This window comes from Pseudomonas sp. TH21 (assembly GCF_016651025.1).
GTDB lineage: Bacteria > Pseudomonadota > Gammaproteobacteria > Pseudomonadales > Pseudomonadaceae > Aquipseudomonas > Aquipseudomonas aylmerensis.
On record NZ_JAEKEQ010000001.1, the window covers coordinates 5,914,841 to 5,941,572 of the forward strand.

The 26,732-nt window shown below is 64.0% G+C and carries 25 protein-coding genes; 14 read left to right on the top strand and 11 right to left on the bottom strand.

The features are described from left to right. Nucleotides 1-8: 8 nt before the first annotated feature. From JFU04_RS26195 to nrdR, 8 genes are all read right to left on the bottom strand, one after another. Nucleotides 9-737, bottom strand: a complete 729-nt coding sequence (locus JFU04_RS26195) for a substrate-binding periplasmic protein (RefSeq protein ID WP_201145974.1) — start codon at nucleotides 735-737, stop codon at nucleotides 9-11. A 66-nt stretch (nucleotides 738-803) separates the two neighbouring features. Beyond that, nucleotides 804-1,769 carry a thiamine-phosphate kinase gene (gene thiL / locus JFU04_RS26200; protein WP_201145975.1) on the bottom strand — a complete coding sequence of 322 codons (966 nt, stop codon included), beginning with the start codon at nucleotides 1,767-1,769 and terminating at the stop codon, nucleotides 804-806. A gap of 17 nt (nucleotides 1,770-1,786) precedes the next feature. Continuing rightward, nucleotides 1,787-2,287, bottom strand: coding sequence for a transcription antitermination factor NusB (gene nusB, locus JFU04_RS26205; protein ID WP_044269051.1), 501 nt, complete (start codon nucleotides 2,285-2,287; stop codon nucleotides 1,787-1,789). Next, nucleotides 2,284-2,760, bottom strand: coding sequence for a 6,7-dimethyl-8-ribityllumazine synthase (gene ribH, locus JFU04_RS26210; RefSeq protein ID WP_003176356.1), 477 nt, complete (start codon nucleotides 2,758-2,760; stop codon nucleotides 2,284-2,286). Before ribH ends, nusB begins: the two co-directional genes overlap by 4 nt. Before the next feature lie 88 nt (nucleotides 2,761-2,848). Beyond that, nucleotides 2,849-3,940 (bottom strand): bifunctional 3,4-dihydroxy-2-butanone-4-phosphate synthase/GTP cyclohydrolase II, encoded by a 1,092-nt coding sequence (gene ribBA / locus JFU04_RS26215; protein ID WP_065909973.1) that lies wholly within the window; start codon nucleotides 3,938-3,940, stop codon nucleotides 2,849-2,851. 15 nt (nucleotides 3,941-3,955) lie between these two features. Next, nucleotides 3,956-4,618 carry a riboflavin synthase gene (locus JFU04_RS26220; protein ID WP_065909971.1) on the bottom strand — a complete coding sequence of 221 codons (663 nt, stop codon included), beginning with the start codon at nucleotides 4,616-4,618 and terminating at the stop codon, nucleotides 3,956-3,958. Nucleotides 4,619-4,665: 47 nt separating this feature from the next. After that, on the bottom strand, nucleotides 4,666-5,802 hold the full coding sequence (ribD, locus tag JFU04_RS26225) for a bifunctional diaminohydroxyphosphoribosylaminopyrimidine deaminase/5-amino-6-(5-phosphoribosylamino)uracil reductase RibD (protein ID WP_120450141.1): 1,137 nt from the start codon (nucleotides 5,800-5,802) through the stop codon (nucleotides 4,666-4,668). Further along, nucleotides 5,799-6,263 carry a transcriptional regulator NrdR gene (nrdR, locus tag JFU04_RS26230; protein WP_016978538.1) on the bottom strand — a complete coding sequence of 155 codons (465 nt, stop codon included), beginning with the start codon at nucleotides 6,261-6,263 and terminating at the stop codon, nucleotides 5,799-5,801. Before nrdR ends, ribD begins: the two co-directional genes overlap by 4 nt. A 139-nt stretch (nucleotides 6,264-6,402) precedes the next feature. On the opposite strand from nrdR, the gene JFU04_RS26235 reads away from it, so the two are divergent. The 3 genes from JFU04_RS26235 to trxA all read left to right on the top strand — a co-directional run bounded on the left by JFU04_RS26235 (nucleotide 6,403) and on the right by trxA (nucleotide 8,500). Beyond that, nucleotides 6,403-6,858, top strand: a complete 456-nt coding sequence (locus tag JFU04_RS26235) for a YbaY family lipoprotein (protein WP_065909967.1) — start codon at nucleotides 6,403-6,405, stop codon at nucleotides 6,856-6,858. After that, nucleotides 6,855-7,511 (top strand): class I SAM-dependent methyltransferase, encoded by a 657-nt coding sequence (locus JFU04_RS26240; protein ID WP_120450143.1) that lies wholly within the window; start codon nucleotides 6,855-6,857, stop codon nucleotides 7,509-7,511. The genes JFU04_RS26235 and JFU04_RS26240 overlap by 4 nt, the downstream gene beginning before the upstream one ends. A gap of 116 nt (nucleotides 7,512-7,627) precedes the next feature. Further along, the gene (trxA, locus tag JFU04_RS26245; protein WP_065909965.1) at nucleotides 7,628-8,500 is read left to right on the top strand and encodes a thioredoxin; all 873 of its coding nucleotides are present in this window, start codon (nucleotides 7,628-7,630) and stop codon (nucleotides 8,498-8,500) included. Here trxA and JFU04_RS26250 read toward each other — a convergent pair. Further along, nucleotides 8,497-8,844 (bottom strand): hypothetical protein, encoded by a 348-nt coding sequence (locus JFU04_RS26250; RefSeq protein ID WP_106802509.1) that lies wholly within the window; start codon nucleotides 8,842-8,844, stop codon nucleotides 8,497-8,499. The two genes, trxA and JFU04_RS26250, sit on opposite strands and share 4 nt — an antisense overlap. A gap of 131 nt (nucleotides 8,845-8,975) precedes the next feature. On the opposite strand from JFU04_RS26250, the gene JFU04_RS26255 reads away from it, so the two are divergent. The 5 genes from JFU04_RS26255 (at nucleotide 8,976) to JFU04_RS26275 (ending at nucleotide 13,024) form a co-directional block, all read left to right on the top strand. Further along, entirely contained in the window at nucleotides 8,976-9,578 is a 603-nt protein-coding gene (locus JFU04_RS26255) for a DUF2796 domain-containing protein (RefSeq protein WP_201145976.1), read from the top strand. Between the two features lie 150 nt (nucleotides 9,579-9,728). Next, the gene (locus JFU04_RS26260) at nucleotides 9,729-10,439 is read left to right on the top strand and encodes an ABC transporter ATP-binding protein (protein ID WP_065909959.1); all 711 of its coding nucleotides are present in this window, start codon (nucleotides 9,729-9,731) and stop codon (nucleotides 10,437-10,439) included. A 1-nt stretch (nucleotide 10,440) separates the two neighbouring features. Next, nucleotides 10,441-11,706, top strand: coding sequence for an ABC transporter permease (locus JFU04_RS26265; RefSeq protein ID WP_065909957.1), 1,266 nt, complete (start codon nucleotides 10,441-10,443; stop codon nucleotides 11,704-11,706). 11 nt (nucleotides 11,707-11,717) lie between these two features. Beyond that, nucleotides 11,718-12,230 carry a DUF3299 domain-containing protein gene (locus tag JFU04_RS26270; RefSeq protein WP_106802506.1) on the top strand — a complete coding sequence of 171 codons (513 nt, stop codon included), beginning with the start codon at nucleotides 11,718-11,720 and terminating at the stop codon, nucleotides 12,228-12,230. Between the two features lie 95 nt (nucleotides 12,231-12,325). Beyond that, nucleotides 12,326-13,024 (top strand): OmpW/AlkL family protein, encoded by a 699-nt coding sequence (locus JFU04_RS26275; protein ID WP_106802505.1) that lies wholly within the window; start codon nucleotides 12,326-12,328, stop codon nucleotides 13,022-13,024. Between the two features lie 165 nt (nucleotides 13,025-13,189). Here JFU04_RS26275 and JFU04_RS26280 read toward each other — a convergent pair whose 3' ends face one another. Beyond that, nucleotides 13,190-14,074, bottom strand: coding sequence for a sugar nucleotide-binding protein (locus JFU04_RS26280; RefSeq protein WP_083221509.1), 885 nt, complete (start codon nucleotides 14,072-14,074; stop codon nucleotides 13,190-13,192). A gap of 166 nt (nucleotides 14,075-14,240) precedes the next feature. On the opposite strand from JFU04_RS26280, the gene JFU04_RS26285 reads away from it, so the two are divergent. Further along, entirely contained in the window at nucleotides 14,241-18,488 is a 4,248-nt protein-coding gene (locus tag JFU04_RS26285; RefSeq protein WP_201145977.1) for an Lhr family helicase, read from the top strand. A gap of 117 nt (nucleotides 18,489-18,605) precedes the next feature. On the opposite strand, the gene JFU04_RS26290 is transcribed toward JFU04_RS26285, so the two are convergent. Beyond that, nucleotides 18,606-20,711 carry a mechanosensitive ion channel family protein gene (locus JFU04_RS26290; RefSeq protein ID WP_201145978.1) on the bottom strand — a complete coding sequence of 702 codons (2,106 nt, stop codon included), beginning with the start codon at nucleotides 20,709-20,711 and terminating at the stop codon, nucleotides 18,606-18,608. Nucleotides 20,712-20,888: 177 nt separating this feature from the next. Here JFU04_RS26290 and JFU04_RS26295 point away from each other — a divergent pair, with 177 nt between their 5' ends. The 5 genes from JFU04_RS26295 (at nucleotide 20,889) to JFU04_RS26315 (ending at nucleotide 26,679) form a co-directional block, all read left to right on the top strand. Then, on the top strand, nucleotides 20,889-22,091 hold the full coding sequence (locus JFU04_RS26295; protein ID WP_106802502.1) for an MFS transporter: 1,203 nt from the start codon (nucleotides 20,889-20,891) through the stop codon (nucleotides 22,089-22,091). Between the two features lie 683 nt (nucleotides 22,092-22,774). Beyond that, on the top strand, nucleotides 22,775-23,701 hold the full coding sequence (locus JFU04_RS26300; protein ID WP_201145979.1) for a DUF72 domain-containing protein: 927 nt from the start codon (nucleotides 22,775-22,777) through the stop codon (nucleotides 23,699-23,701). Then, nucleotides 23,698-24,474 (top strand): endonuclease/exonuclease/phosphatase family protein, encoded by a 777-nt coding sequence (locus JFU04_RS26305; RefSeq protein WP_106802500.1) that lies wholly within the window; start codon nucleotides 23,698-23,700, stop codon nucleotides 24,472-24,474. The genes JFU04_RS26300 and JFU04_RS26305 overlap by 4 nt, the downstream gene beginning before the upstream one ends. Beyond that, nucleotides 24,471-25,733, top strand: coding sequence for a cardiolipin synthase ClsB (gene clsB / locus JFU04_RS26310; RefSeq protein WP_201145980.1), 1,263 nt, complete (start codon nucleotides 24,471-24,473; stop codon nucleotides 25,731-25,733). Before JFU04_RS26305 ends, clsB begins: the two co-directional genes overlap by 4 nt. Further along, nucleotides 25,723-26,679: a lysylphosphatidylglycerol synthase domain-containing protein gene (locus JFU04_RS26315; RefSeq protein ID WP_065909945.1), complete on the top strand. Its 957-nt coding sequence runs from the start codon at nucleotides 25,723-25,725 to the stop codon at nucleotides 26,677-26,679. The genes clsB and JFU04_RS26315 overlap by 11 nt, the downstream gene beginning before the upstream one ends. Nucleotides 26,680-26,732 lie beyond the last annotated feature (53 nt).

Here is a 26,732-nt window from a genome sequence, read left to right on the forward strand (position 1 = left end):
TATGCAGGTCAGAACGGATACGGCTGTTTCCAGCGCTCGAAAATCGGCTTCAGCTCGGCATTTTTCACCAGGGTCGCCATGCGCTGGTCGAACAGTGCCATTAACCCCCGTCCACGCTCGTTGTCGGCAAACCCGACATACAACGGCAGTTCGGCAATATGCGTCAGCCTGAAGCGCGACGGGTCGTCGGCCTGCTTGAGGACGTAGGACGCTTCGGTCAGGGCATCGATGTAGAAGTCGGCCCGGCCGTGCAGCAGCATCGGCAGAATGCCGTCGCGCCGCTGGATCTGGTCGAAACGGTGCACATTGGGCAAGTACTCCTCGTACTTGTAGCCGCGCACCCAGGCCAGGCGGTAATTGCCGAGGGTGGCCACGGTCGGCGTCGCGGTGCTGGCCAGGCCGAGGGCGTAGATATGATCGGAATCGAAGTTCCAGTGCGGGTACAACACACCCTGGGCTTCTTCGCGATAGGAACCGACCCAGCCATCCACCTCGCCACGCTGGGTCAGGCCGACCGAACGGGTATAGGGCAGGGTGCGGGTCTGCAGCCTGATCCCCGCAGGCTCGAACACCTGACGCAGCACATCCCAGGCCAGGCCGCTGCCGTCGGCGTTGGTGTAGTCGTCCCAGGCCTCACTGGCCAGCAGCACCTTGCCGGGCACCACCGGCACTTCCCGCGCCTGAGTGGGCGCCGCGACAGCACACAGCAGTATCAGCAGCCAGCGGCGCACATCCATGGTGACGACCTCCTGCAAAGCCTTGCATCCGTGATAACGCTATAGAGGGTAGCGCAGCTCGCCGACTCAGGGCGCCTCGCGAAAATGCTGATAGCCGCGAACGGCCGGGGTGATGTCCTGCCCGGCTGCATCCAGCAGCGTCACGCCCTGCCCCGCCTCGACCCGGCCGATCACATGGATCGGCCAGCCGCCGGCCAGCAGCGGCGCCAACTCGACAGGTGGCAGGGTGAACGCCAGGACATAATCGTCGCCGCCGCTCAAGGCCGCCACGCGCGCGGCGTCATCACCGACAAACGCCAGCAGCGGCGCCGACAACGGCAACCGCTCGCGCTCGATCAATAGGCTGACGGCCGATGCCTTGGCGATATGCCCGCAATCGGCGAGCAGCCCGTCGGAGATATCCATCGCGGACGTAGCCTTGCCACGCAGCGCCAGCCCCAGGGCCAACTGCGGCTGCGGTGACCAGTAATGGGCCAGCAGCGGATCGGCGATGGCCGCGTCGGCGCTGCGCTGCCCCAGGACCAGCGGCAAGGCACCGGCGGCATTGCCGAGCTCACCGCCCACGCACAGCAGGTCGCCCGGCTGCGCACCGCTGCGGGTCAGCGCCTGCCCGGCGGGTACACGACCAAACACGGTCAGGGTCAGGCTCAACGGCCCGCGTGTGGTGTCGCCGCCCACTAGGCCCACACCGCAGCGTTGCGCCATGGCGTTCAAACCCTGGGCATAGCGTTGCAGCCAATCGGCATCGACCGTCGGTGTCGTCAGGGCAAGGGTAAACGCGAGGGGGTGGGCGCCCATGGCGGCCAGGTCGCTCACCGCCACGGCCAGCGAGCGCTGGCCGAGCAGGAACGGGTCACAGGGGTCGGCAAAGTGCACGCCGGCCACTAACGTATCGGTGGAGATTGCCAGCTGCTCCCCGGCAGGGAGCGCCAGCAGGGCGCAGTCATCGCCAATCCCCAGGGCAACGCCTTCGCCGCCCTGCGCACAGGGCGCGGCGGCGAAGTAGGTGTGGATCAGCTCAAACTCACCCATGGGAACTCAAGCGCGGCTTAGCGCTTGTGTTCCTTCACTTCGGCTTCGCGCAGGCGCGGGGCCAGCTTGTCGAGCACGCCGTTGACGAACTTGTGGCCGTCGGTCGAACCGTAGACTTTCGCCAGTTCGATCCCTTCGTTGATCACCACGCGGTACGGCACGTCGACGCGCTTGAGCAGTTCCCAGGTGGACAGGCGCATGACGCACAGTTCAACCGGGTCCAGTTCCTCGATGGTCAGGTCCAGGCAAGGTGCCAGGGCCGTATCGATCTCGGTCAGGTTGGCGTGGACGCCGTGCAGGATGTCGTGGAAGTAGCTCTGGTCGGCGAACGTAAAGTCGTTGTCGACACGAAACTGTGCCTCGATTTCGTTCAGCGAAGCGCCTGCCAGGTGACGCTGGTACAGCGCCTGGGTCGCGAGCTGACGCGCCTTGCGACGCTTCTCGCTCTTGGAGGGCTTGCCGGCATCCGCAGGACGTGGCTCCTGAGGGTTGAACTGATCGCTCTCGTCGGAAATCACTTGGCCTCCAACTGCGACAGCAGGCTGACCATTTCCAGGGCGGACAGGGCAGCTTCAGCGCCTTTGTTACCGGCCTTGGTGCCGGAACGCTCGATGGCTTGCTCGATGGAATCCACGGTCAGCACGCCAAACGCAACCGGCACGCCGAACTCCATGGACACCTGGGCCAGGCCCTTGGTGCATTCGCCAGCCACGTATTCGAAGTGCGGAGTACCGCCACGAATGACCGCGCCCAGGGCGATGATCGCCGCGTATTCACCCTGTTGTGCAACTTTTTGCGCAACCAGTGGAATTTCGAAGGCGCCAGGCGCACGGATGATAGTGATGTCGCTCTCGCTCACACCGTGGCGAACCAGGGCGTCCACGGCACCGCTTACCAGGCTTTCAACCACGAAGCTGTTGAAGCGGCCAACCACCAGGGCATAGCGGCCTTTGGGGGCGATGAAGGTACCTTCGATGGTCTTCAGGGTCATTCGACAAATCTCTTAAAGAGCCGGGACGCGAAAACTGCGTCCCTCAGTGATGATTTAACCGCGAACAAGGGGCAGGAATCGCCGGCCTTTATTCGGAGGGCACGTATTCTACAACTTCCAGGTCGAAACCGGATATCGCATTAAATTTCATTGGCGCACTCATCAGGCGCATTTTGCGCACACCGAGGTCGCGCAGGATCTGCGAACCGGCGCCGACGATGCTGTAGGTGGTCGGCGTCTTGACCTGGGCATGCTCGGCGGTTTCGCGAATATGCGCGAGCAGGACGTCGCCATCCACCGGGTTGCCGAGCAACAGCACCACACCACTGCCGGCCTCGGAAACCGCAGCCATGGCGGCGCGCAGGCTCCAGCGGCCGGGTTGCTTGACCATCAGCAGGTCGCGCAGCGGGTCCATGTTGTGCACCCGCACCAGGGTCGGTTCGTCGGCGCAGATGGTGCCCAGGGTCAGGGCCATGTGCACGTCGCCTGCCACCGAATCACGGTAGGTCACCAGGTTGAATTGGCCCAGTTCGCTGTCCAGCGGCTGCTCGGCAATCCGCTGAACGGTACGTTCGTGGATCATGCGGTAGTGAATCAGGTCGGCAATCGTGCCGATCTTGATGCCGTGTTCAGCGGCGAAGGCTTCGAGTTCGGCGCGACGGGCCATGGTGCCGTCGTCGTTCATCACTTCGCAGATCACCCCGCTCGGCTCGAAACCGGCCATGCGCGCCAGGTCGCAGGCCGCTTCGGTGTGGCCGGCGCGCGCCAGGGTCCCGCCCGGCTGGGCCATCAGCGGGAAGATATGGCCGGGGCTGACAATGTCTTCAGCCTTGGCGTCTTTCGCGGCAGCCGCTTGCACGGTGCGCGCGCGGTCGGCGGCGGAGATACCGGTGGTGACGCCGGTGGTCGCCTCAATCGACACGGTGAACTTGGTGCCGAAGCCCGACCCATTGCGCGGCGCCATCAACGGCAGCTTGAGCAGTTCGCAGCGCTCACGGCTCATGGGCATGCAGATCAGCCCACGGGCGTGCTTGGCCATGAAGTTGATATGCTCGGGCTTGCAGGCCTCGGCGGCCATGATGATGTCGCCTTCGTTCTCGCGGTCTTCGTCATCCATCAGGATGACCATCTTGCCTTGGCGGATGTCTTCAACCAGTTCTTCGATGCTATTGAGCGCCACGCGGCACCCCCTTGGTCAGGATTTCAGGTAGCCGTTAGCGGCCAGAAAACTTTCAGTGATGTTCCCGGCAGTTGGCTCTGCGGCCTTATCGCCCAACAACAGGCGCTCCAGGTAACGGGCAAGCAAGTCGACTTCCAGGTTCACCCGGCGACCCGGCTGGTAGGACGCCATGATGGTTTCGCTGAGGGTGTGGGGAATAATCGTCAGTTCGAATTCGGCGCCATTCACGGCGTTCACGGTCAGGCTGGTGCCGTCGACGGTGATCGAGCCTTTGTGGGCGATGTACTTGGCCAGCTCTTTCGGCGCGCGGATGCGAAATTCCACGGCACGCGCGTTTTCACTGCGGGCAACCACTTCGCCGACGCCGTCGACGTGGCCGCTGACCAGATGGCCACCGAGGCGGGTGGTCGGGGTCAGGGCTTTTTCCAGATTGACCGGGCTGCCGGCCTTCAGGTCGTTCATCGCGGTGCAGTCCAGGGTTTCCCGGCTGACATCGGCGGCAAAGCCGTTGCCCGGCAGTTCGATGACGGTCAGGCACACGCCGCTGACGGCGATGCTGTCGCCCAGCTTGACGTCGCCGAGGTCGAGCTTGCCGGTTTCAACCAGCAGGCGCACGTCGCCGCCTTTGGGGGTCATGGCGCGGATGCTGCCGATGGATTCGATAATGCCGGTGAACATGGCCTTCTCCTGGAAAACGGTGCGGGCACTTGAGCGCCCGGTCAGAATTATACGCTCGCGGGTGGAAGCGGGACGGCAGTGACTCGCCAGTCGTCGCCTACCGCGCGCATTTCAGTGATCTTGAGTTGGGGGGCGTCGGCCAGTTTCTCAAGCGGCCAGTCCAGCAAAGGCCGCGCGGCGGAGCCAAGGAACTTGCCGGCGACGAAAATCACATACTCGTCGACCAGCCCCTGCTGGGCAAACGCACCGGCCAGGCTCGGGCCGGCCTCGACCAACACTTCGTTGACGCCACGGGCGGCCAGCGCCACCAGTGCCGAGCGCAGGTCGACCTGACCGTCCACGCCCGGCACCACAAGGCACTCGGGCCCGCGCGGAAACTGGTTTTCCGGGGTCACGCAGGTGATCACCAGCGCGGGGCCCGCCTTGAAGAACGGCGCATTGAGCGGCACCCGCAGGCGCCCGTCGATCAACACGCGCAGCGGTGGGCGCGACAGGGCGAGTGCCGTAGTGTCCGCATCCAGGCCCAGCTCGGCGGCGCGCACGGTCAGGCGGGCGCCGTCGGCCAGCACTGTGTCGGCGCCGGTCAGCACCACGCTGGCTTCGGCGCGCAGACGCTGCACGGCGGCGCGGGCAGCCGGGCCGGTGATCCATTGGCTTTCGCCGCTGGCCATCGCGGTGCGACCGTCGAGGCTCATCGCCAGCTTGACCCGCACAAAGGGCAGGCCATGCTCCATGCGCTTGAGAAACCCAGGGTTCAGCGCACGCGCCTGTGCCTCGAGCACACCGCTGTGCACCTCGATACCCGCCTGAGCCAGGCGCTGCATGCCCCGCCCGGCCACTTCCGGGTTCGGGTCCTGCATCCCGGCGACCACCCGCGCGACGCCGGCGCTCACCAGTGCGTCGGCACACGGCGGCGTGCGGCCATGGTGGCTGCAAGGTTCGAGGGTCACGTACACGGTGGCGCCGCGTGCCTTGTCACCGGCGGCGCGCAGGGCGTTGGGCTCGGCATGCGGTTCGCCGGTGCGTTCATGCCAGCCTTCGCCGACCACCTGCCCATCGCGCACAATCACGCAGCCGACCCGAGGATTGGGATGGGTGGTGTACAGGCCCTTGCGCGCCAATTCGAGGGCGCGGGCCATGTAATGGGCGTCGAGGACGGCCTGTTCAGCAGAAGGTGGGTTCATTCTTTGACCGGCTCACGGGCCAGGCGGTCGATCTCTTCGCGGAACTCATTGAGGTCCTGGAAGCGTCGATACACCGAAGCGAAACGGATATAGGCGACTTCGTCGAGCTTTTGCAGCTCGCCCATCACCAGCTCTCCAACCACCAGGCTCTTGACCTCGCGCTCGCCGGTCGCACGCAGCTTGTGCTTGATATGCACCAGCGCCGCTTCCAGCCGCTCGACACTCACCGGGCGTTTTTCCAGGGCGCGCTGCATACCGGCGCGCAGTTTTTCTTCGTCGAAGGGCTGGCGGCTGCCGTCGGACTTGATCAGCCGTGGCAACACCAGTTCGGCGGTTTCAAAGGTGGTGAAACGTTCACCGCAGGCCAGGCATTCGCGCCGGCGACGCACTTGATCGCCCTCGGCGACCAGACGCGAGTCAATGACCTTGGTGTCGTTGGCACCGCAGAAGGGACAGTGCATGGTGGCAGGCAACAAAAAAAGGGAGGGCCATGGTAGCGCATCCCCGTGGCAAGACAAGCCATAGCCTTTACGGTATATAGGCTGACTATTATGTTTCATATTTTTTAAGCCACGGATTTTGTCCTTTCTGGAGCCGTACATGCAGTTACGACCACTTGTTTTGCTTACCCTGTTCAGTTTCCTGGTCGCCTGCAGCAGCGAAGCCCCCAAGCCGGCCGCGCCTCAACCCACGCCTGCGCAAGAGAAAAAAGTCCCAGGCATCGAGGACCTCGGCCCCCTGCCCGCCTACCAGCGTGAAATCAGCGGCAGCCTGACCAACGTGCCGGCCGGCGCCGAAGTCGAGATGGCGCTGCTGGTCATCGATGACCGTTCGCGCCCGCAACAACTGCTGGCCAGCAGTGTGCTGACCGGCAACGGCCAGCCGCTCGCCTTCCGCCTGCGCTACAACCCCGAAGCCTTCCCGGCCGGTGCGCGGGTTGAATTGCGCGGTCGCGCCAGCCAGTCCGGCCAGTTGATCCTGCACCTGCCCGCCGTGCGCATCACCCAGCCGATCACCCAGACCACCGGCCCCCTGCAACTCGTCAAGGCACCATGACGCCACCGCTGGACCTGCAAGCAGCGCTAAGCGAGCTGATCGGCGACGCGCACTTGGTGCCCTGCCCTTTGCCGGGCACCGAGTTGTCGTTGTGGTTGCTTGACGCCGACAACATGGACCGCGCCTTCAGCCCCGAAGAAACCCGGCGTATCCTGCACGAGCCGCCTTACTGGAGCTTTTGCTGGGCCAGCGGCCTGGCTCTGGCACGCTACCTGGCGGCGAACCCGCAATGGGTTGCGGGAAAACGCGTGCTCGACTTCGGCGCCGGCTCCGGTGTGGCCGCGATTGCGGCGCTCAAGGCTGGAGCGCTGGAAGTGGTGGCCTGCGATCTGGATCCGCTGGCGTTGGCGTCCTGCCGGGCGAATGCCGAGCTCAACGGCGTAGAGCTGAGCTACTCGGCGGACTTTTTCGCCGAAGCCGACCGCTTCGACCTGATCCTGGTCGCCGACGTGCTCTACGATCGGGCCAACCTGCCGCTGCTGGACCAGTTCCTGAGCCGAGGCCGCGAAGCGTTGGTGGCGGATTCTCGCGTGCGTGATTTCCAGCATCCGGATTACCAGCGGCTGGAGATCCTGGATGCGCTGACGTTGCCGGATTTGGCCGAGCCTTGGGAGTTTCGCAAGGTGAGCCTGTACCATTCGCGGCGTTCTTGAGGCCATCGCCGGCAAGCCAGCGCCTGCAGGTGAGCGCATTCGCCTGCCGGACACGCTTTCAGCCAATCGCGCCAGCCCTTATAGTTGCCCCATTCCCGCTTTATTCGAGACGCCCCATGAGTGAGCCCACGCCGTACATCTTCGACGTCACCACCGCCAACTTTGATCAGGCAGTGATCCAGAACTCCTTCGAAAAACCCGTGCTGGTGGATTTCTGGGCCGAGTGGTGCGCGCCGTGCAAGGCGCTGATGCCGATGCTCGCGCAGATCGCCGAGAGCTATCAGGGCGAGTTGCTGCTGGCCAAGGTCGATTGCGATGCCGAGCAGGATATCGTCGCGCGGTTTGGCATTCGCAGCCTGCCGACCGTGGTGCTGTTCAAGGATGGCCAGCCGGTCGACGGATTTGCCGGGGCGCAGCCGGAGTCGGCGGTGCGGGCGATGCTGGAGCCGCATGTGCAGATGCCACCACCGGCCGCGGCAGATCCGCTTGAGCAGGCCCAGGCGCTGTTTGCCGACGGCCGCATCAGCGATGCCGAAGCGGTGCTGGTGGCGCTGCTGGGCGAGGACAATACCAACGCCGCGGCGTTGATCCTGTATGCGCGCTGCCTGGCCGAGCGCGGTGAGCTGGGTGAAGCCCAGACTGTGCTGGACGCGGTCAAGAGCGACGATCACAAGGCCGCCCTCGCCGGGGCCAAGGCGCAAATCACCTTCCTGCGCCAGGCCGCCGACCTGCCGGACGCTGCCGACTTGAAAAGCCGCCTGGCGCAAGACCCGCAGGACGACGAAGCGGCTTATCAACTGGCCATCCAGCAACTGGCGCGCCAGCAGTACGACGCGGCGCTCGAAGGCTTGCTCAAGCTGTTTATCCGCAATCGCAGCTACAGCGAAGGCTTGCCGCACAAGACCTTGCTGCAGGTGTTCGAACTGCTGGGCAATGATCACCCGCTGGTGACCGCGTACCGCCGCAAGCTGTTTGCCGCGCTGTACTAATCGCCGATCCAACTGTACAGCGGCGTATCCCCGCCGCTGCTCACCTTGACCTTGGCACTATGGCGCAGGCGCACCAGCAGGCGCTTGCCCGCCGACGCGTCGCCCGCCAAACCTTCAAGCTGGTCGAGCAACTCCAGGCCGTTCAGCTGGCCGGCGTTGCGCAACAGGTCCTGGGCGCCCTGCCACTGGTCGTCATTGTGCTTGGCCGGCGCCACCGGCGCGGCAGCCGCACTCGTCACGGGCGCAGCCTGCAACTGCGCGCCGAGTCGCGCCCAATCGCCGTCATCCAGTTCCAGCGTCAAGTCCACCGGCAGGTCGCCGACGGTTCCACGAATTCGCAACATCGTCCTTACTCCTGCACTTTTCTGACGGGCATGCTCCCATGCGGCTTGCGCAACGCCAAGCGGGCGGTCAAACTCTCGGCACTATTGTTATAAGATCACATAACAAAACTTTCATGTTCTGGAGCCTTCTCATGCGCCGTCTGCTGCTTGCTTTGCCGTTTGCCCTGTTGCCACTCGCCATCGCCCATGCTGCCGACGAGCACGACCATGAACACGAGCACGGTAGCCTGGGTGCCCACGAACACGGCGTCGGTCGCCTCAATGCCGTACTCGACGGCCAGGCCCTGGAGCTTGAGCTCGACAGCCCGGCGATGAACCTGGTGGGCTTCGAACACCTGGCCACCACCGCTGCAGACAAGGCCAAGGTCGCCACTGCACGCAAGCAGCTGGAAAACCCTGTCGCCCTGTTCAACCTGCCCAAAAGTGCCGGTTGCGTCGTGAGCACCCAGGAACTCAACAGCCCACTGTTCGGCGACAAACCCGAAGTTGACCACGACGACGATGATGACGATCACGACGCCAAAGACGGCGCCCACGAGCATCATCACGACCACAGCGAAATCCACGCGCATTACCAATTCACCTGCGCCACGCCGACAGCCCTGAGCAACCTGGACCTGAGCCAGGTGTTCAAGACCTTCCCTGCCACGCAGAAAATCCAGGTACAACTGATCGGCCCGAGCGGCCAGCAAGGTGTGGAAGCGACGGCACAGGCAGCTACCCTGAAATTTTGAGTTCATGCCTCAGTCAAGGTGGGCGCTGGCTTGCCTGCGATAGCATCGATGCAGTGTTTCTGCCACACCGCGTCGCTTGCATCGCAGGCAAGCCAGCTCCCACACTCGATCGGTGTCATCATCCAAATCAAACCAGACCACTGACTCCCCATGACCCAAGCGTTAATCGAACTGTCTGACCTGGGCTTCAACTGGCCCGGCCACCCACAGTTGCTGGACATCCCCGCGTTCCGCCTGGAAGCAGGGGAAACCCTGTTTCTGAAGGGCCCGAGCGGCAGTGGCAAAACCACCTTGCTCGGCCTGCTCGGCGGCGTGCAGAAGCCCAGCCGCGGCAGCATTCGCCTGCTCGGCCAGGAGCTGACCGAACTCTCGGCCGGCGCCCGCGACCGCTTTCGCGTCGACCACACCGGCTACATCTTCCAGCAGTTCAACTTGCTGCCGTTCCTGTCGGTGCGCGAAAACGTCGAGCTGCCCTGCCACTTTTCCAAGCTGCGTGCGCAGCGGGCGATCCAGCGCCACGGCAGTGTCGACCAGGCCGCTGCCACCCTGCTCGCGCACCTGGGCTTGAAGGACCGGGATTTGCTGGAGCGCCGCGCCGACTCGCTGTCGATCGGCCAGCAACAACGCGTTGCCGCCGCCCGTGCGTTGATCGGCCAGCCAGAATTGGTGATCGCCGACGAGCCCACCTCGGCCCTGGACTACGACGCCCGCGAAGCCTTCATCCAGTTGCTGTTCGCCGAATGCCGCGAGGCCGGCGCCAGCCTGTTGTTTGTCAGCCATGACCAGAGCCTGGCGCCGCTGTTCGACCGCAACCTGTCGCTGGCCGAACTCAATCGCGCCGCCACGCCCGCAGAGGTTTGAGATGTATTTGTTCCGTCTAGCCATGGCCAGCCTGGCGAACCGCCGCTTTACTGCGATCCTCACCGCCTTCGCCATCGCCTTGTCGGTGTGCCTGCTGCTGGCGGTGGAACGCGTGCGCGTTGAGGCGCGCAACAGCTTTGCCAGCACCATCAGCGGCACCGACCTGATCGTCGGCGCGCGCTCCGGCTCGGTCAACCTGCTGCTGTACTCGGTGTTTCGCATCGGCAACGCCACCAACAACATCCGCTGGGACAGCTACGAACACTTCGCCGCCAGCCCCCAGGTGAAATGGGCCATCCCGATTTCCCTGGGCGACTCCCACCGCGGCTACCGCGTAATGGGCACCAACGAATCCTACTTCGAGCACTACCAATACGGCCGCAAGCAGAACCTCGAACTGGCCAGCGGCCGCGCCTTCGCCACTGACCCCTTCGAGGTGGTGCTCGGCGCCGAAGTCGCCGATGCGCTGCATTACAAGCTCGGCGACAAGCTGGTACTGGCCCACGGCGTGGCAGTGGTCAGCCTGGTGAAACACGATGACAAGCCGTTCACCGTGGTCGGCATCCTCAAGCGCACCGGCACACCGGTGGACCGCACGCTGCATATCAGCCTGGGCGGCATGGAAGCGATCCACATCGACTGGCACAACGGCGTGCCCGCCCAGGGCAAAGGCCGCATCAGCGCCGACCAGGCGCGCAACATGGACCTCACCCCGCAGGCCATCACCGCGTTCATGCTCGGCCTGAACAACAAGATTTCCACCTTCGCGCTGCAACGCGAGATCAACGAGTTCCGTGGCGAGCCGATGTTGGCGATCCTGCCGGGCGTGGCGCTGCAGGAGCTGTGGAGCATGATGGGCACCGCCGAAAAGGCCTTGTTCGTGATCTCGCTGTTCGTGGTGCTGACCGGGCTGATCGGCATGCTCACCGCGATCCTCACCAGCCTCAACGAACGCCGCCGCGAAATGGCGATCCTGCGTTCGGTGGGCGCACGGCCCTGGCATATCGCGACCTTGCTGATCTTCGAAGCCTTCGCGCTGGCGTTGTCCGGCGTGATCGCGGGGGTCGGCCTGCTGTACGTGTGCATCGCCGCGTCGCGCGGGTATCTGCAGGCCAATTACGGCCTGGACCTGCCGATGTCGTGGCCGAGCGAATATGAATGGACGCTGCTGGCCGGTATCCTCGGCGCAGCGCTGTTGATGGGCAGCGTGCCCGCGTGGCGCGCCTATCGACAATCCCTGGCCGATGGCCTGTCCATACGTTTATGAGGAAGGCTTTGATGCGTCGCGTCCTGTTTGCACTGTTTCTGCTGATGGCCCTGCCGGCCTGGGCCGCTGAGCCTAAAGAGCTGACCTGGTCGGAGCTGATCCCGCCGGATGCCGAACCGGAAATACCGAACATGCAGCCGCTGCACAACTTGTCCGGGATGGCCGACGCGCTGGAGTCGGCGCCAGCGGCCAAGCAGGAAATGCCCCACGCGCCGGTGGTACAGGGCCTCGATGGCCAGCATATTCGTCTGCCGGGGTATATCGTGCCGCTGGAAGTCAGCGAAGCGGGCCGCACCACCGAGTTCTTGCTGGTGCCGTATTTCGGCGCGTGCATCCATGTACCGCCGCCGCCGTCGAACCAGATCGTGCATGTGAAAAGCGAAGTCGGCGTGAAGCTCGATGAGCTGTACCAGCCGTACTGGATCGAAGGCGCGATGCAGGTCAAACCGTCCACCAGCGAACTGGCCGACGCTGGTTACCAGATGGACGCCGAGAAGATTTACATCTACGAACTGCCGCAATAGCGCTGATCGACCTTTCATTGAGCTGAGTCAAAAGATCGAGCGGAACGATCTTTACCATTGGACGTACAACTTTTAAACGTCCTTTTGGAGCTCCCATGAACAAGTCTCTGCTCGGCGCGTCCCTCTTCGCGCTCGCCCTCGCCGCCCCGGTCGTCCACGCTCACGAAGCGGGCGATATTCTGGTGCGCGCCGGTGCAATCACCGTGAACCCGAAAGCCGACAGCGGTCACGTGAAGGTTGACCAGGGTCCATTGGCGGGCACCAACCTGGGCGGCAAGGCGACCATGAGCAGCGACACCCAGCTGGGCTTGAACTTTGCCTACATGCTGACCAACCATGTGGGTATCGAGCTGCTGGCGGCCACCCCGTTCGAGCACGACGTGAAGATCAAAGGCACCGCCCTGAGCCCGGCCAACGGCAAGCTCGGCACCCTCAAACACCTGCCGCCGACCCTGAGCGTCGTGTACTACCCGCTGGACAACAAGTCTGCGTTCCAACCGTATGTGGGCGCCGGTATCAACTACACCTGGATCTACGACGAACACGTCGGCAGCCGCGCACAGGGCGAAGGCTTCAGCAACTTCAAGGCCGAGAACTCCTGGGGCTGGGCGGCGCAGATCGGCGCGGACTACATGATCAACGACAAGTGGATGATCAACGCCCAGGCGCGCTACATCGACATCAGCACCAAGGCGACCGTGGAAAACAACGCCGTGGCACCTGGCACTCGCGCCAAGGTAAACGTTGATGTGGACCCGATGGTGTACATGGTGGGCATCGGCTACAAGTTCTAACCCAGGTTCCACTCACGCTGCATAACCTATGTGGGAGCGGGCGGGTGCAGGAGCTGGCTTGCCTGCGATAGCATCGCCTCGGTGCAACTGACAGACCGAGGCGATTTTATCGCGGGCAAGCCCGGCTCCACACCCGCCCGCTCCCACGTTGGGTTTGGGGTTGGGTCAGCCGTGCCGGTAGAACCGATCCAGCAACGCCGGCAACCCCGCCCGCCACGCCCGTGGCTTGATGCCGAAGGTGTGGAGGATTTTCTTGCAGGCCAGCACCGCGTGCTGCGGTTCGTCGCCGGCATCCGGCCGGGCCGCGTGGGCCTGGGCGGTGGGCGCTTCGATAGCCAGCGGGTGGAAGTTGCGCGCCTCGGTCAGGATCGCCTGGCCCAGCGCCAGCGGTGTGGTCGCCTCATGCCCGGCGTAGTGGTAGGTGCCCCACAGTGGCGCGGCACAATCGAGTTGCTTGAGCACCGAGATGATCACCCGCGCGGCGTCGTCCACCGGCGTCGGGTTGCCGCGACGGTCATCTGCCATCAGCAATTCATCCGGCTTCTCGGCCCGCGCGAGGAAGCGCCCGAGCGTGCCGTCGATGCTGTCATCCAGCAGCCAGCCAAAGCGCAGCAGCACATGTTGCGGGCACGTGGCGCGCACACTTTGCTCGATACGCCACAGCGCCTGGCCGCGCAGGCCCAAGGGCACCGGCTCGTCTTTTTCGCTGTAGGCGGTGGCGCGGGAGCCATCGAACACGCGGTAGCTGGACGGTTGCAGCAAGGTGATGTTGTGGTGCTGGCACAGTTCGGCCAGGCGTTCGATGGCGAACTCCTGGGCAGCCAGGCGGGTTTCGCTGACAGCCTCGGCCTGGAACCAGTCGAAATAGTAGGCGAGGTTGATCAACGCATCGGGACGGGTGTCGTCGAGCAATTGGGTGAGGCTTGCGGCATCCCAGCCGTCGGTGGGCGGTTTGGGTGCGAGGAAACCAATGTCTTCCTCTGCACCGAGGCGAATCAGCGCCTGCCCGAGGGCATTCCCGCCGCCCAGTAACATAAGGCGCATTCGCATAGATTGAGCAGGCCCGGTCTGTTTGGAACGATGGTTATTGTCGGCAGGCCCGTGAGCCAGCCGTAGGTGTATTCCAGAATCGTTGCATTTTGCGGGTTTGTAGCGCAACCGTCACGGATAAAGTGCGGGGGTTGCAACTTGACCTCATGGGTTGCATATAAGAGTCATGAACCTTCCCGAATCAACGGACACGGTATTGGACGGCTTCCACCCCGCCGTCAGCACCTGGTTCCGCAGCACCTTCCCTTCGGTGACCAGCGCGCAGGCCCAGGCATGGCCGCTGATCCGTCAACGCCGCTCGACCCTGATCGCCGCCCCCACCGGCTCGGGCAAGACGCTGACCGCGTTCCTGGCGGTGCTGGACGACCTCGTCCACCAGGGCCTGGCCCACGGCGGGCAACTGCCGGACGAAACGCTGGTGGTGTACGTGTCGCCGCTCAAGGCGCTGTCCAACGATATCCAGATCAACCTGCAAACCCCGCTGGCGGGGATCACCGAGCACCTGCAGGCCATGGACTTGCCGCCGCTGGTGATCCGCACCGCCGTACGCACCGGCGACACCCCGCAAAAAGACCGGGCGCTGATGCGCAAGCGCCCGCCGCATATCCTGGTGACCACCCCGGAATCGCTCTACGTGCTGCTGGGCTCCGACTCCGGCCGGCAAATGCTGGCCAGCACGCGCACGGTGATCGTCGATGAAATCCACGCGATCGCCGCCGGCAAGCGCGGTAGCCACCTGGCCCTGAGCCTGGAGCGCCTGCAGGGTTTATGCGGCGAACCGCTGACCCGCATCGGCCTGTCGGCCACGCAGAAGCCTATCGAGGCCGTGTCGCGCTTTCTCGTCGGCACGGGCCGCTCGTGCGACATCGTTGATATCGGCCATGCCCGCCCCCGCGACCTGGATATCGAAGTGCCGCCGGTGCCGCTGTCGGCAGTAATGGCCAATGATGTCTGGGAACTGGTCTACGATCGCCTCGCTGCGCTGGCCCGCGAACACCGCACCACGCTGATTTTCGTCAACACCCGGCGCCTGGCCGAGCGCCTGGCCCGGCACTTGAGCGAGCGCCTGGGCAAGAACGCTGTCGCCGCCCACCACGGCAGCCTGGCCAAGGAACTGCGCCTGGACGCCGAGCAACGGCTCAAGGCCGGCGCGCTGCAAGTGCTGATCGCCACCGCCTCGCTGGAGCTGGGGATTGATATCGGTGACGTCGACCTGGTGTGTCAGATCGGCTCGCCAGGATCCATCAACGGCTTTCTGCAACGGGTCGGGCGCTCCGGCCACCAGGTTGGCGGCACGCCCAAGGGTCGTCTGTTCGCCACCACCCGTGATGACCTGATCGAATGCGCCGCGCTGCTCGACTGCGTACGCCGGGGCGAACTCGACACGTTGCACATTCCCGTGGCGCCGCTGGACGTGCTGGCCCAGCAGATCATCGCCGAGGTCAGCGCCCAGGAGTGGTCGGAAGCGGCGCTGCTGACGCTGATCCGCCGCGCCGCGCCGTATGCCGCACTGGATGAGCGCCACTACCAGGCGCTGCTGCAGATGCTCACCGACGGCTACAACGGTCGCCAGGGCATCCGCAGCGCCTACCTGCACCGCGACGCCGTGACCCATACCCTGCGCGGCCGCCGGGGCGCCCGGCTGACCGCCGTTACCAGCGGCGGCACCATACCGGACAATGCCGACTACAGCGTGTTGCTGGAGCCGCAGAGCCTGAACATCGGCAGCGTCAACGAAGACTTCGCGGTGGAAAGTATCGCCGGGGATATCTTCCAGCTCGGTAATACGTCCTACAGGATTTTGCGGGTCGAGGCCGGCAAGGTGCGCGTCGAGGATGCCCACGGCCAGCCACCTACCATTCCGTTCTGGCTCGGCGAGGCACCGGGGCGCAGCCATGAATTGTCGGCGGCCGTGGCACGTTTGCAGGGGCAGTTGGACTCGCTGCTCAGCGCCAGCCCCGGTGACCTGCAACCGGCGCAGGACTGGCTCACCGACACCCTCGGCCTGAACCGCGCCAGCGCCGAACAGATCCTCGACTACCTGGCCCGTGCGCGCCTGGCCCTCAGTGCGCTGCCGTCCCAGGACACGTTGATCATGGAGCGGTTTTTCGACGAGTCCGGTGGCACCCAACTGATCATCCACACGCCTTTCGGCAGCCGCATCAACCGCGCCTGGGGCCTGGCCCTGCGCAAGCGTTTTTGCCGTACGTTCAACTTCGAGCTGCAGGCGGCGGCCAGCGAAAATGCCATCGTGCTGTCGCTGTCCACCAGCCACAGTTTCGAGCTGGACGAAGTGTGGCGCTATCTCAACAGCCACAGCGCCGAACACCTGCTGATCCAGGCGGTGCTGGACGCGCCGCTGTTCGGCGTGCGCTGGCGCTGGAATGCCGGCGTGGCCCTGGCGCTGCCGCGTTATACCGGCGGGCGCAAGGTCGCGCCGCAAATCCAGCGCATGAAGAGCGAAGACCTGATCGCCAGCGTGTTCCCCGACCAGATCGCCTGCCTGGAAAACCTCGCCGGCGAACGCGAAGTGCCCGCGCATCCGCTGGTGGAACAAACCCTCGATGACTGCCTGCACGAAGCCATGGACAGCGACGGTTGGCTGGCCCTGCTGCGGCGCATGGAGGGCGGCGACGTGCGCTTGATCAGCCGTGACCTGCCGGCGCCCTCGCCGATGGCCGCGGAAATCCTCAGCGCGCGCCCCTACACTTTTCTCGACGATGCCCCGCTGGAAGAACGCCGCACCCAGGCCGTGCTCAACCGACGCTGGAGCGACCCGCAGAGCACCGACGACCTTGGCGCACTGGATGCGGATGCCATCGCCGGGGTCCGCGAAGAAGCCTGGCCTGCGCCCCATAGCCTGGATGAAATGCATGAGGCGTTAATGAGCCTGGCCTGCATCGCCGCTCACGAAGTCACGCCGCAATGGGCCGAGTGGCTGCACGCCTTGGCCAAGGGTGGGCGCGCCTCTGCATTGCACAACGGCCTGTGGGTGGCGGTCGAGCGCCTGAGCTGTTTGCAGGCGATTTATCCCGACGGCTTGCCGTTGCTCCCGGGCTTCGATGAGCCCTGGACCTACGACGAAGCGCTGGTGGAAGTGCTGCGCGCGCGCCTTGGCGGCTTCGGCCCGCTGACCTTGATCGAGATCGCCGCGCCCCTGGCCTTGCCGGTGGCTGATGTCACGCAGGCGTTGGCCCGCCTGGAGCAGGAAGGCTACGTGCTGCGTGGGTGCTTCAGCCCTGGCGCCGACGCAGAGCAATGGTGCGAACGCCACCTGCTGGCGCGCATTCATCGCTACACGGTCAAGCGCCTGCGCCGGGAAATCGAGCCGGTGGCGCTGCAGGACTTCATGCGTTTCCTGTTCGATTGGCAGCACTTGTCCGAGAGCACCCGAGGCCAGGGCAGCGCGATGTTGGCGCAGATCGTCGGCCAGTTCGAAGGCTACGCCGCTGCCACGTCCGCCTGGGACACTGATTTGCTCAGCGCGCGGCTCAAGGATTATTCCTCCACCTGGCTCGATGAGTTGTGCCGCAGCGGCAAGCTGGTGTGGACGCGCTTGAGCAACAAGGCCAGCGCCATCGCCCTGCGCAGCACGCCGGTAGTGCTGTTGCCGCGCAGCCAGGTGCCGCTGTGGAGTGGACTGACCGAACTCACCGACAGCACGACGCTGTCGCCCAAGGCGCAGAAAGTCCACCTGGCCCTGCGCGAACATGGCGCGCTGTTTTTTGATGAGCTGGTGCACGAAGCCCACCTGCTGCGCAGCGAGCTGGAAAGCGCCTTGCAGGAACTGGTCGGTGCCGGCCTGGTGAATGCCGACAGCTTTGCCGGGCTGCGGGCGTTGACCACGCCGGCGAGCAAACGCCAGGCGCGCAGCAGCCGGCGCGGGCGTGGGGCGTTTGTCGGCGGCATGGACGATGCCGGGCGCTGGGCGCTGATCCGGCGTCCCGCGACCGCCGCCGGCGCGCACTCGGCAGAGACCTTGGAGCATGTGGCGATGACCTTGCTGCGCCGCTACGGCGTGGTGTTCTGGCGGCTGCTGGAGCGTGAGGCGGACTGGTTACCGAGCTGGCGCGAATTGCTGCGCACGTTCCATCGGCTGGAAGCGCGCGGGGAGATTCGCGGCGGGCGCTTTGTCAGTGGCTTGGCGGGGGAACAGTTTGCATTGCCGGAAGCAATCCCGCTGCTGCGTGAGGTGCGACGGCGCCCGCATGATGGAAGTCTGATTGCCGTGTGCGGGGCCGATCCGCTGAACCTGGTGGGCACCTTGTTGCCCGGCAGCAAAGTGCCGGCGGTCAGCGGTAATCGGATTGTGTACCGCGATGGGTTGCCGGCGGCGGTGATGGTCGCGGGCAAGCAGCAGGTGTTGCTGGAGGTGGACCCGCAGGCGGTGCAGGAGAAGTTGATCAGGCATTAGGGGTGCCTGATCTGACGCCATCGCAGGCAAGCCAGCGCCCACATTTGTATGGGTTCACACGGTCGAGAATGTGGGCGCCGGGCGTGCCCGCGATGAGGCCAGCCCGGGCGACATCAATCACTGGGTACGCGGCTGCTCCGTCAGCACCACCGACGCCGGTACTTCGTCATCCGGCTCATCCACTGGGGCTGTGCGCTTGGGCAGCAGCACCTGCTGTGGATAAGTCTGCGCGAAGTGCACCTCATCACAGTTATCCACAAGCTTTTTCAGGCGCTGGTTGAACGCGCGACTGACTGCATATTGCCCACCCGACACGGTGCGGAATTGCGCGGTGAGTACCACGCCGTTGAGGTCCATCTTGTCGACGCCAAACACCTCCAGTGGCCCTTGCAGGTTGTACTTGAGGAACACGTCGTCGCGTATCGACTGCCCGGCTTCGCGGATCAGCTCCACGGCCTTGTCCACATCGGTGTCGTAGGTGAACTGCACCGAGAAGAACGCATAGGCAAACTGGCGTGACTGGTTGGTGACCGCCTTGATCTGCCCGAACGGCACCGAGTGCACGAAGCCCTTGCCGTCGCGCAGGCGCAGAGTGCGGATGGTCAGGCCTTCGACGGTGCCGGCATGGCCGGAGTCGAGCACCACCCAGTCGCCGATGGACAGTGTGTCTTCGATGATGATGAACAGGCCGGTGATCACGTCCTGCACCAATTGCTGGGAGCCGAAACCAATCGCCAGGCCGACCACACCGGCACCCGCCAGCAGCGGCGCGACGTTGATGCCCAGGTTGGCCATGGTGGTGATCGCGCAGATCACCACCAGGATGATTTTCACCGCATTGCGCAGCAGCGGCAGGATGGTCTTGACCCGCGTGCTGGGCTGACGGCTGGAGCGTTTGTTCACCGGTGGCTTCAGCGCTTCCTGGATCGCCGTGTCGAGCACCACCCAGAACAGCCACGTCACCAGCAGGATCAGGCCGATGCTGCTGAGCGAGTCGCTGATGGCGCGGCCCACCGAATTGCGCTGGGCGAATTCGAACAGCGAGACACCCCAGATACGCCCGAGGATTTCGATAAAGGCAATCGCCATGGCGATGCGCAGGATCGCGTGCAGCAGGCTGAGGAAGCGCTCCTTGTAGGCGCTGCTGCGCTGGATCGCCACCTGGCTGCGCGACTTGAACAGGTGTTGCAGCACGGTGCTGAGGAACACCGTGCCAATCAACAGGATGGTGGTGAACAGCGCGCAACGCAGGGCCTTCTGATTGTCGTCGCCGGCGCCGATCAGGTTGATTGCCGAGACCAGCACCATCAACAGGATCGGCCAGTACCACAGCCCCGAAAACACCCGCAGCGACTGTTGCAGCGCCGGGTGTTTCAGGCGCTGGGCCAAGGGTCGGTTGCGGATCAGGTGCGCCACCGGACGGCGCAGGCGCACCACCAGCACGCCGAAGATCACCGCGGCAAACAGGCCGGTAAACACCGCGATGCTGCTGGTGATATTGCCGCCGAGCTGACGGGCGATCTGCGGGCTGGTCAGCGCATCACTGAGGGCGGCGAGGAAGCCGATCAGGAACAGCGGCTTGGGGCAGTAATCGCGAATGATCTGCACCGCCGGGCGCTTGTGCCCTACATTGAACATCACGATGACGCACAGCAGCATCGAGGTAGAGAAGATGCCGCTGCTGGTGGCGTAGGCAAAACACAGCGCCAGCGCGCGGCCGATAGAGGTGGGTAAAAAATGGCTGACGTAGAGGGTCAGCGGCAGGCAGATCAGCGCGGGGATCGTGTAGGGCAGCACATACCCGAGCACCGCCTGCAATCGCTTGCGCTGCTGAATGAACGTGCGCTGGCTCAGGCGCCGTACGATGAGGCGCGCGAGCAACGTCAACACCGCGAAGGCGCCTATCCACACCCCCGACAGCAACAGGAAATCCCCGGCGACGCTCCACGGCGAGCGCTCGGCCGTCTGATCGACCAGCCGGCCGACTTCATCCGCGGCGCGGTCGGCACGCAAACGCCATTCATCGATCAGGTTCTGATTGAGGTCGAGCTTCTCCTGCACATCATCGATGCTGGAGCTGATGGCACCGAGCAGGCCGCCTTCGACGAGCAATTCCGGCTTGGCCGGCGCTTCGGGTTCAGGCGCGGTGGCCGCGGCTTGCAGTGCGCCGCTGGCACAAAACAGCAGCGCGCCGAGCAGTAATGCAGTCTTGAGATTCAGCAAAACACCGGGCCTCCATCAACAGGGTGTGTAAGGAACTGACGGGTTTGAACCCTGATCGTTCCCCTGTTTCGAGATCTTTGACCTGCAGGCAAATATCAAATGCCGATCCCTGGCTTTTTCCGCACAGGCCAAAACCAGACACTGCGCTCCTGAATGAAACCCACCGGAGTTGCAGCCATGCCCATTGCCTTGCTCGCGCTGACCCTCAGCGCTTTCGCCATCGGGACGACCGAGTTCGTCATCGTTGGCCTGTTACCCACTATCGGCGCCGACCTGGGTGTCGACCTGCCGTCTGCCGGCCTGTTGGTCAGCCTCTACGCCCTCGGCGTGGCCATCGGCGCGCCGGTGCTGACCGCACTCACCGGCAAGGTGCCGCGCAAATTCCTGCTGCTGTCGCTGATGGTGCTGTTCACCCTTGGCAACTTGCTGGCCTGGCAGGCGCCGAGTTATGAATCGCTGGTGCTGGCGCGGATCGTTACCGGCCTGGCCCACGGGGTGTTTTTCTCGATCGGCTCGACCATCGCCACCAGCCTGGTGCCCAAGGAAAAGGCCGCCAGCGCGATTGCCATCATGTTTACCGGCCTCACCGTCGCCCTGGTCACGGGTGTGCCGCTGGGCACCTTTATCGGCCAGCACTTCGGCTGGCGCGAAACCTTCCTCGCCGTGTCCGCCCTGGGTGTGATCGCGTTTATCGGCAGCCTGATCTACGTGCCCAAGCACATCGCCCACAGCAAACCCGCGTCGCTGCTGCAACAACTGCAAGTGCTCAAGCAACCGCGTTTGCTGCTGGTGTACGCGATGACAGCCGTCGGCTACGGTGGCTCGTTTATCGCGTTTACCTTCCTGGCGCCGATCCTTCAGGACATCTCCGGCTTCAGCGCCGGCACGGTCAGCCTGGTGCTGCTGGTGTATGGCATCTCGGTCGCGGCCGGGAACATCTGGGGCGGCAAGCTGGCGGATAAACGCGGCCCGATCAGCGCGTTGAAAATCATCTTTGCCCTGCTCGCGGCCGTGCTGTTTGTCCTGACGATGACCGCCAGCAATCCTTGGCTGGCCCTGGCCACCGTGCTGGTGTGGGGCGCGGTCGCCTTCGGCAACGTGCCCGGCCTGCAGGTGTATGTGGTGCGCCAGGCCGAACATCACACGCCGAATGCGGTGGACGTGGCGTCGGGGCTGAATATCGCCGCGTTCAACCTGGGAATCGCCGGCGGTGCCTGGGCGGGTGGTTTGATCGTGGCCCATATGGGCCTGATCCACACGGCGTGGATTGGCGGGCTGGTGGTGCTGGTGGCCCTGGCGCTGACCGCGTGGAGTGGCCGACTGGACCGCCTTGGTCCGGTGTATCCCGAGAGTTCGACACGCAGTGTGGTCGGGCACTGATCCGGTAGCACCTTCAATCCTATGTGGGAGCTGACTTGCCGGCGATGGCGGGGTGTCAGTCGATGAATTGATTGCTGACAAATCGCTATCGCAGGCAAGCCAGCTCCCACAGTTTCTACCGGGCGCTGATCCGGCAACACCTTCAATCCCACAGTTTTTTTTCCGGGCACTGATTCGGCCACGCCTCAACCCCATGTGGGAGCTGGCTTGCCTGCGATGGCGGTGGGGCAGTCGATGAATTGATTGCTGACAGATTGCCTTCGCGAGCAAGCCCGCTCCCACAGTTTTTACCGGGCGCTGATCCGGCCACGCCTCAACCCCATGTGGGAGCTGGCTTGCCGGCGATGGCGGTGGGTCAGTCGATGAATTGATTGCTGACAGATTGCCTTCGCGAGCAAGCCCGCTCCCACAGTTTTTTACCGGGCGCTGATCCGGCAACACCTTCAATCCCACAGTTTTTTCCGGGCACTGATTCGGCCACGCCTCAACCCCATGTGGGAGCTGGCTTGCCGGCGATGGCGGTGGGTCAGTCGATGAATTCATTGCTGACAGATTGCCTTCGCGAGCAAGCCCGCTCCCACAGTTTTAGCGGGTGCCGTCTGTAGGACCGTGGAAACTTTCGCGCAAATAGCGCAGTCATTCCAGAACGGAGGTCACTCGACCCACCATTCACGGGAGTCACCATGGCGGCGATTCATATCGGCATTTCCGGCTGGCGCTACACGCCCTGGCGCGGGGATTTCTACCCCGAGGGGCTGACCCAGAAACGCGAGTTGCAGTTTGCGTCACGTGCCGTCAACAGCATTGAAATCAATGGCTCGTTCTACGCGCTGCAAACCCCCAAGCGCTACGCCGAGTGGTACGCCGACACCCCTGAAGACTTCATGTTCAGCGTCAAGGCACCGCGCTATATCACGCATATCCTGCGCCTGCGTGAGGTGCACAAGCCAATGGCGAATTTCTTCGCCTCCGGGGTACTGGAGCTGCAGGAAAAACTCGGCCCCATCCTTTGGCAATTTCCGCCCAGCTTCACCTTCGACCCAGCGCTGTTCGAAGCCTTCCTCGCCGACTTGCCCACTGACACGGTGCAAGCCGCGACCCTCGCCCGCCAGCATGAGCCACGCCTGAACGGCAAGGCGAGCCTGCAGGCTCATGGCAAGCGCGCCCTGCGTCATGCGGTGGAGATCCGACACAAGAGTTTTGCGGTGCCTGAGTTTGTGCAGATGCTGGCTCGGCACGGCGTGGCCCTGGTGGTGGCGGACACCGCCGGCAAGTGGCCGTACCTTGAAGACGTCACCGCCAATTTCCTCTACCTGCGTTTGCATGGCGACAAGCAGCTGTACGCCAGCGGCTACACCGATGAAGCCCTCGAGCGCTGGGGTAATCGCATCGAGCGCTGGGCACACGGCAAGCAGCCTACGGATGCGCACCTGGTCGACCCGCAGCGCAAGCCCGCCGCGCGCAAGCAGCGCGAGGTCTTCTGTTTTTTCGACAACGACATCAAGGTGCGGGCGCCCTTCGATGCCCGTCAGTTGCTTGGGCGTTTCGGGCTGGATAAGCACCTCCTCACCGAACCCGGCAAGTTGCCTGAACCCGGGGTGTTGCCATGACACAGCCGGAATGGGTACCCATCGCCCCCACCACCGCGATAACGCGTTTTACCGTGTTGACGGTGAATATTCACAAGGGCTTCACTGCGCTGAATCGGCGTTTCATCCTGCCCGAGTTGCGTGAAGCGGTGCGCAGTATCGGCGCCGATATGGTGTTCCTGCAGGAAATCCATGGCACCCACGAGCGCCATCCCCAGCGCTATAGCGACTGGCCGAACATGCCGCAGTACGAGTTTCTCGCCGACAGCATCTGGCCGCAGTTCGCCTACGGGCGCAACGCGGTCTACCCGCATGGCGACCACGGCAATGCGCTGCTGTCGAAATTCCAGATCGTGCGCTACGACAACCTCGACATTTCGCAAAGCGGGCATGAAAACCGTGGCCTGTTGCATTGCGTGCTGCGCCTGCCGGGCACCGGCCAAGAGGTGCACGCGATCTGTATTCACCTGGGCCTGCGCGAGGTGCATCGCCAGCAGCAATTGCGCTTGCTGGAGCAGCGCATCCGCGAGATTCCGGCCGATGCACCGTTGGTGGTTGCCGGCGATTTCAACGACTGGCGCCAGCGTGCCGATCTCAGCCAGAGCGGCCTGAAGGAAGTGTTCATCGAAACCCACGGCAAACCTGCACGCACCTTCCCGGCGCGCCTGCCATTGCTGCCGCTGGACCGCATTTATGTGCGCAACGTGAAGGTGCATAACCCGCGAGTGCTCACTGCCCGCCCCTGGTCACATTTGTCAGACCACGCGCCCCTGTCGGTGGAGATTGAGCTATGAACGTTGCCGTGGAACACATCGCTACCGATCAGCCGCCGGATGAAGCCAAGGCCCGCGACCTGGATTACGGCTGGCAGAGCGACAACCGGGTCGAGTTGCTGGAGAACGGCGAGGCGTATTTCCCCCGGGTCTTCGAAGCGATGCGTGAAGCGCATCGGGAGATCCTGCTGGAGACCTTTATCCTCTTCGAAGACAAGGTCGGCCACGAGCTGCAGGGCATCCTCATCGAGGCGGCGCAACGCGGGGTCAAGGTGGTGGTAAGCCTGGACGGTTTTGGCTGCGGCGAGCTGAGCCCGGGGTTTCTCGGTGAGCTGGCGGAGGCAGGAGTGACGGTGCAGATGTTTGACCCGGCGTCCAAGACACTGGGCATCCGCACCAACTGGTTTCGCCGCCTGCACCGCAAGATTGTGGTGGTGGATGCGGCCGTGGCGTTTATCGGAGGGATCAATTTTTCCGCCGACCATCTGGGCGATTTCGGCCCCGAAGCCAAGCAGGATTACGCGGTGCAGGTGACCGGCCCGGCAGTGGCCGACCTGCATCATTTCGCCCTCGCGCAAAGTGGTCGACAGGTCCGCACACGCCGCGGCTGGCGCCGGCGCCAGCAACGGCCTTCACTGTGGGCCACCGAGAAAGGCAAAGGCCTGGTGCGCCTGATCTATCGCGACAACGTCCAGCATCGCGACGACATCGAAGAGGCGTATATCCACGCCCTGAGCAAGGCGCAGAAACGCGTGGTGATCGCCAACGCGTATTTCTTCCCCGGCTACCGCCTGCTGCGCGAGATTCGTAACGCCGCGCGCCGTGGCGTGCACGTGCAGCTGATCATGCAGGGCCAGCCTGACGTGCTGCTGGCCAAGCTGGCTGCGCGCATGCTCTACGACTACCTGCTCAAGGACGGTGTGGTGATTCACGAATATTGCCAACGGCCGCTGCACGGCAAGGTTGCGCTGGTGGATGACGAATGGAGCACCGTCGGTTCGAGCAACCTCGACCCGCTGAGCCTGTCGTTGAACCTGGAAGCCAATGTGCTGATTCGTGACCGCGCCTTCAACCAGCAGTTGTACGAGCGCCTGGAAGTACTCGCTGACACGCATTGCCGGACCATGCCGGAGAACCGCAAGCCGCGCCTGTGGCTGTGGCGGCTGACCGTGGGTTTCCTGGTGTTCCATGTGATGCGCCACTTCCCCGCGCTGACGGGCTGGTTGCCGGCGCACAAGCCCCGCCTGAAACCTTTCGAGCGTTCGCCCCATGACGTCTGAAGCCAGCGGTTCTCGGTTCGCGCGCTGGAAGAAACCGCTGACTGTCGCGTTCTTCCTGTTGTTGATCGTGCTGTTCACCCTGCTCGCCCGGCGCATCGACTGGAGCGAGGTGTTCGAGACCCTTGGCAATTTCAAGGTGCGCACGCTGATCATCGCGGGCGGGCTGACAGCGTGCAGCTTTGTCGTCTACGCCTGCTTCGACCTGATCGGCCGCACCTACATTCGTCAGCCCCTGCGCTGGAAACAGATCCTGCCAGTGGGCATCATCAGCTATGCGTTCAACCTCAACCTGAGCGCCTGGGTCGGTGGGATTGCCATGCGCTATCGGCTGTATTCGCGGCTGGGGGTGAGCACTGGCAACATCGCCAAGATCCTCGGCCTGAGCCTCGCCACCAATTGGTTTGGCTATATGGCCTTGGCCGGGGTGGTGTTCAGCAGCGGTTTGGTGACGATGCCGCCAGGGTGGAAAGTCAGCAGCGGTGCCTTGCAGGGCATTGGTGTGTTGCTGGTCCTGGCCAGCCTGGGGTATCTGGCGGCCTGCCAGTTTTCGAAAAAGCGCGCCTGGTCGATTCGCGGGATCGAGATCAACCTGCCGTCGCTGCGCATGGCATGTCTGCAATTGGCGCTGGGGGCGTTGAACTGGTCGTTGATGGCCGCGGTGATTTTCACCTTGCTGCCGGCGAAACTGGATTATCCGCTCGTGCTCGGCGTGTTGCTGATCAGCGCGATTGCCGGCGTGATCACGCATATCCCCGCCGGGCTGGGCGTGCTGGAGGCGGTGTTTATTGCTCTGCTGCAACATGAAGCCTCGCGCGGCAGTTTGCTTGCCGGGCTGATTGCCTACCGCGCGATCTACTTTATTCTGCCGCTGCTGATCGCGCTGGTGATGTACGTCGGTGTCGAGGCGAAGGCCAAGGCGTTGCGGGTGAAGAAAACACCGGCTTGAGAAAGATGTTGCCGGGTGCATCGCTATCGATGGCAAGCCAGCGCCTACATTGC